Annotated in this window: 3 protein-coding genes and 2 rRNA genes (1 of these 5 only partly in view); 3 read left to right on the top strand and 2 right to left on the bottom strand. The window is 56.0% G+C overall.

Annotated features, from left to right (window positions below; all coding sequences use genetic code 11):
- Positions 1-198: 198 nt before the first annotated feature.
- The 3 genes from BQ17_RS10680 to BQ17_RS10670 are packed head-to-tail and all read left to right on the top strand — an operon-like array spanning position 199 to position 1143.
- Positions 199-501, top strand: coding sequence for a hypothetical protein (locus tag BQ17_RS10680; RefSeq protein ID WP_218068217.1), 303 nt, complete (start codon positions 199-201; stop codon positions 499-501).
- Positions 498-812 (top strand): nucleotidyltransferase family protein, encoded by a 315-nt coding sequence (locus tag BQ17_RS10675; protein WP_218068216.1) that lies wholly within the window; start codon positions 498-500, stop codon positions 810-812. The genes BQ17_RS10680 and BQ17_RS10675 overlap by 4 nt, the downstream gene beginning before the upstream one ends.
- Positions 802-1143: a HepT-like ribonuclease domain-containing protein gene (locus tag BQ17_RS10670; RefSeq protein ID WP_089726898.1), complete on the top strand. Its 342-nt coding sequence runs from the start codon at positions 802-804 to the stop codon at positions 1141-1143. The genes BQ17_RS10675 and BQ17_RS10670 overlap by 11 nt, the downstream gene beginning before the upstream one ends.
- A 139-nt stretch (positions 1144-1282) precedes the next feature.
- Here BQ17_RS10670 and rrf read toward each other — a convergent pair.
- Both rrf and BQ17_RS10660 read right to left on the bottom strand, forming a co-directional pair.
- Positions 1283-1398, bottom strand: a 5S ribosomal RNA gene (rrf, locus tag BQ17_RS10665).
- 69 nt (positions 1399-1467) lie between these two features.
- Positions 1468-3892 (bottom strand): 23S ribosomal RNA (locus BQ17_RS10660); it runs 901 nt beyond the window's last position.

Raw genomic sequence — 3892 nt, 5'->3', positions numbered from 1 at the left:
CATCGAGGCGAGGTTGCCGCCGCACTCCAAAACGTCCGCTGGTACCCTCCCATGATCCTTGGCAGTCCGGAATCCATGAAGAGCCACTCCCATATTATCGGTACTTCGGCACTACTGTACTAGTAGATCATTTCGCCCGAAATTGCGGGTACAGAGCCGACGGGATAACTCGACTTGCCATCCCTGGACAACTGGGGTATGGGTATACTCGCACGGGTTCCACCCGGAACGACGGTGAGATGGAAGTCCGTCATTCCGGTAGGGATCGACTACGACGGACGCAGCCTCTATCCGCACCAGGTATTCTTCCCGCTGGCCGGCGCGAAGGAGGGCTGGGCGCGGCTGGCGAGGAATCTGAAGGCGGAGATCGACGAGGAGTTGATCGATGCCTATCGCGGCACGGTGTCGCTGCCTTTCGAGCCGGGCGAGCACAAGCACATTGCGGTCAAGATCCTGGACGACCGAGGCATCGAGAGCCTCAAGATGATGGCGGTGACATGATGAGCGCACGCATCGATATACCACGGAAAGCCCTTGCGGAGTTCTGCCGCCGTTGGCGGATTACGGAGTTGGCGCTGTTCGGTTCGGTGCTGCGAAAGGACTTCGGACTGGACAGCGACATCGATGTGTTGGTCGCCTTTGACACACAGACCCACTGGGGCTTCGCGCAACTTGCACAGATGCGGCAGGAACTCGAAAGGCTGTGGGGCCACAACGTGGATCTGGTGGAAAGGCGCTTGGTCGAGCAGAGCGAGAACTACATCCGCCGCAAGCACATACTCGAGCACGCTAAGCCTGTCTATGTGGCGTGACGACGCCAATTTGCTCGATATGTTGATTGCGGCCAGGCACGCCGCTGCATTCAGCCGCGATCTCACTTGGGAGCAGTTTCAGGGCAGTCGCTTGCATCAGCACGCTATTACGAAGGCCCTGGAGAATATCGGCGAGGCCGCCGGCAAGGTCTCCAGCGAGACCAAGAAGGCACATCCGGAGATTCCCTGGCCTCAGATCGTCGGCTTGCGGCATCGCATTGCCCATGACTATTTCCGTCTCGACCTGCTGCGAGTATGGGAAATCGTCACGACCGATGTCCCAACCTTGATTATCACCCTGGAACCGCTGGTTCCCCCGGAGGAGCCGTGAGATATCGAAGGTTTTCGCCACTTTCGGAAAATGGCCTGACCATCGCATGGTTCCTCGCTCTGCTTTTTGCAGCCGGTGATTTCCGACCGCGGAAAAACAAAACCCCTCAGCCCGAAAGAGCTAAGGGGTTGGAATAAAGCCCTGGCGGTGACCTACTTTCGCATGGGGAGGCCCCACACTATCATCGGCGATACACCGTTTCACTTCTGAGTTCGGGATGGAATCAGGTGGTTCCAGTGCTCTGTTGCCGCCAGGAAAACTGGTTAGATCGCGTAAGGCGCGCAGATGCGTCTTGCCTCGACACCCAAAGATCTTGGGTGTTATATGGTCAAGCCGCACGGTCAATTAGTACGGGTTAGCTTCACACGTTACCGCGCTTCCACATCCCGCCTATCAACGTCGTCGTCTTCGACAGACCTTCAGGGACCTCAAGGGTCCAGCGAGACCTTATCTTGGGAGGGGCTTCCCGCTTAGATGCTTTCAGCGGTTATCCCGTCCGTACATAGCTACCCGGCAGTGCCACTGGCGTGACAACCGGAACACCAGAGGTACGTCCACTCCGGTCCTCTCGTACTAGGAGCAGCTTCCCTCAAGTCTCGAACGCCCACGGCAGATAGGGACCGAACTGTCTCACGACGTTCTAAACCCAGCTCGCGTACCACTTTAAATGGCGAACAGCCATACCCTTGGGACCGACTTCAGCCCCAGGATGTGATGAGCCGACATCGAGGTGCCAAACACCGCCGTCGATATGAACTCTTGGGCGGTATCAGCCTGTTATCCCCGGAGTACCTTTTATCCGTTGAGCGATGGCCCTTCCATACAGAACCACCGGATCACTAAGACCTGCTTTCGCACCTGCTCGACTTGTCTGTCTCGCAGTCAAGCACCCTTTTGCCTTTGCACTCAGTGCGCGATTTCCGACCGCGCTGAGGGTACCTTCGTGCTCCTCCGTTACGCTTTGGGAGGAGACCGCCCCAGTCAAACTACCCACCACACACTGTCCCTGATCCGGATCACGGACCGAGGTTAGAACTCCAAACATACCAGGGTGGTATTTCAAGGATGGCTCCACGGCAACTGGCGTCACCGCTTCAAAGCCTCCCACCTATCCTACACAAGTAGGTTCAAAGTCCCGTGTGAAGCTGTAGTAAAGGTTCACGGGGTCTTTCCGTCTAGCCGCGGGTACTCGGCATCTTGACCGAGATTTCAATTTCACTGAGTCTCTGGTGGAGACAGCGTGGCCATCGTTACGCCATTCGTGCAGGTCGGAACTTACCCGACAAGGAATTTCGCTACCTTAGGACCGTTATAGTTACGGCCGCCGTTTACCGGGGCTTCGGTCAAGAGCTTCCCCCTCACCTAGAGCATCTAAGCTTCTGGGTATGCGCACCTTTAAGCTGTGATACGCTTTGCCACTTCGCTTCAAGTTCGCTTCTCACTCGCTTGCCGCCTGTTCTGTCAGATAGGCTTCATAATAGGAAACTATCCAATCATCTGCCTTTCGTGTCGATCTGTTCATCCCAGATCGATGCGCTTCAACTCGCCTTCTCAGATCACGCGTCGATCCAAGATAAAACTCGTCAAATCGCTCACTGTAAAGCACATAGATATAGAACATGCGGCTTGCTAGATGATCTAGGTGAGGGGTAACCCCATCACTTAACCTTCCGGCACCGGGCAGGCGTCACACCCTATACGTCCTCTTTCGAGTTTGCAGAGTGCTATGTTTTTAGTAAACAGTCGCAGCCACCTGGTCACTGCAACCCCTTTCCGCTCCGGCCGCAGGGCCTTCACGTACCGGGGGCGTACCTTCTCCCGAAGTTACGGTACTATTTTGCCTAGTTCCTTCACCAGAGTTCTCTCAAGCGCCTTGGGATTCTCACCCTGCCCACCTGTGTCGGTTTGGAGTACGGTCACTCATTACCTGAAGCTTAGAGGCTTTTCCTGGAAGCCTGGCATCAATCACTTCGTCTCCGTAGAGACTCGTCGTCACGCCTTGGAATTGCCACCCTGGATTTTCCTAAGGTGACTCCCTACACGCTTAAACCAGCAACCAACAGCTGGCTGACCTAGCCTTCTTCGTCCCCCCATCGCAGTAATGAATGGTGCAGGAATATTAACCTGCTTCCCATCGACTACGCCTTTCGGCCTCGCCTTAGGGGCCGACTAACCCTGCGTCGATTAGCGTCGCGCAGGAAACCTTGGGCTTTCGGCGAGGGGGCCTTTCACCCCCTTTATCGTTACTCATGTCAGCATTCGCACTTCCGATACCTCCAGCGGACCTCTCGATCCGCCTTCGCAGGCTTACGGAACGCTCCCCTACCATGCACCGATCCGAGGATCGGGCATCCGCAGCTTCGGTACACAACTTAAGCCCCGTTGAATCTTCCGCGCAGGCCGACTTGACCAGTGAGCTATTACGCTTTCTTTAAAGGATGGCTGCTTCTAAGCCAACCTCCTGGCTGTCTGGGCCTTCCCACATCGTTTCCCACTGAGTTGTGATTTAGGGACCTTAGCTGGCGGTCTGGGTTGTTTCCCTTTCCACGACGGACGTTAGCACCCGCCGTGTGTCTCCCGTGATTGCACTTCTCGGTATTCGGAGTTTGCATCGGTTTGGTAAGCCGGGATGGCCCCCTAGCCGAAACAGTGCTCTACCCCCGAGAGTGAGACACGAGGCGCTACCTAAATAGCTTTCGGGGAGAACCAGCTATCTCCGGGCTTGATTAGCCTTTCACTCCGATCCACA

Origin of the sequence: Candidatus Thiosymbion oneisti (assembly GCF_900092655.1) — a bacterium.
In the GTDB taxonomy this organism is placed as follows: domain Bacteria; phylum Pseudomonadota; class Gammaproteobacteria; order Chromatiales; family Chromatiaceae; genus Thiosymbion; species Thiosymbion oneisti.
The sequence above is the reverse complement of the archived record's forward strand: the minus strand, read 5'-3'. Positions and strand labels throughout refer to the sequence as shown.

Excerpts from the sequence above, each read along its gene's own strand:
- BQ17_RS10680 (WP_218068217.1), top strand. The coding sequence starts at position 199 with ATGGGTATACTCGCACGGGTTCCACCCGGAACGACGGTGAGATGGAAG.
- BQ17_RS10675 (WP_218068216.1), top strand. The coding sequence starts at position 498 with ATGATGAGCGCACGCATCGATATACCACGGAAAGCCCTTGCGGAGTTC.
- BQ17_RS10670 (WP_089726898.1), top strand. The coding sequence starts at position 802 with ATGTGGCGTGACGACGCCAATTTGCTCGATATGTTGATTGCGGCCAGG.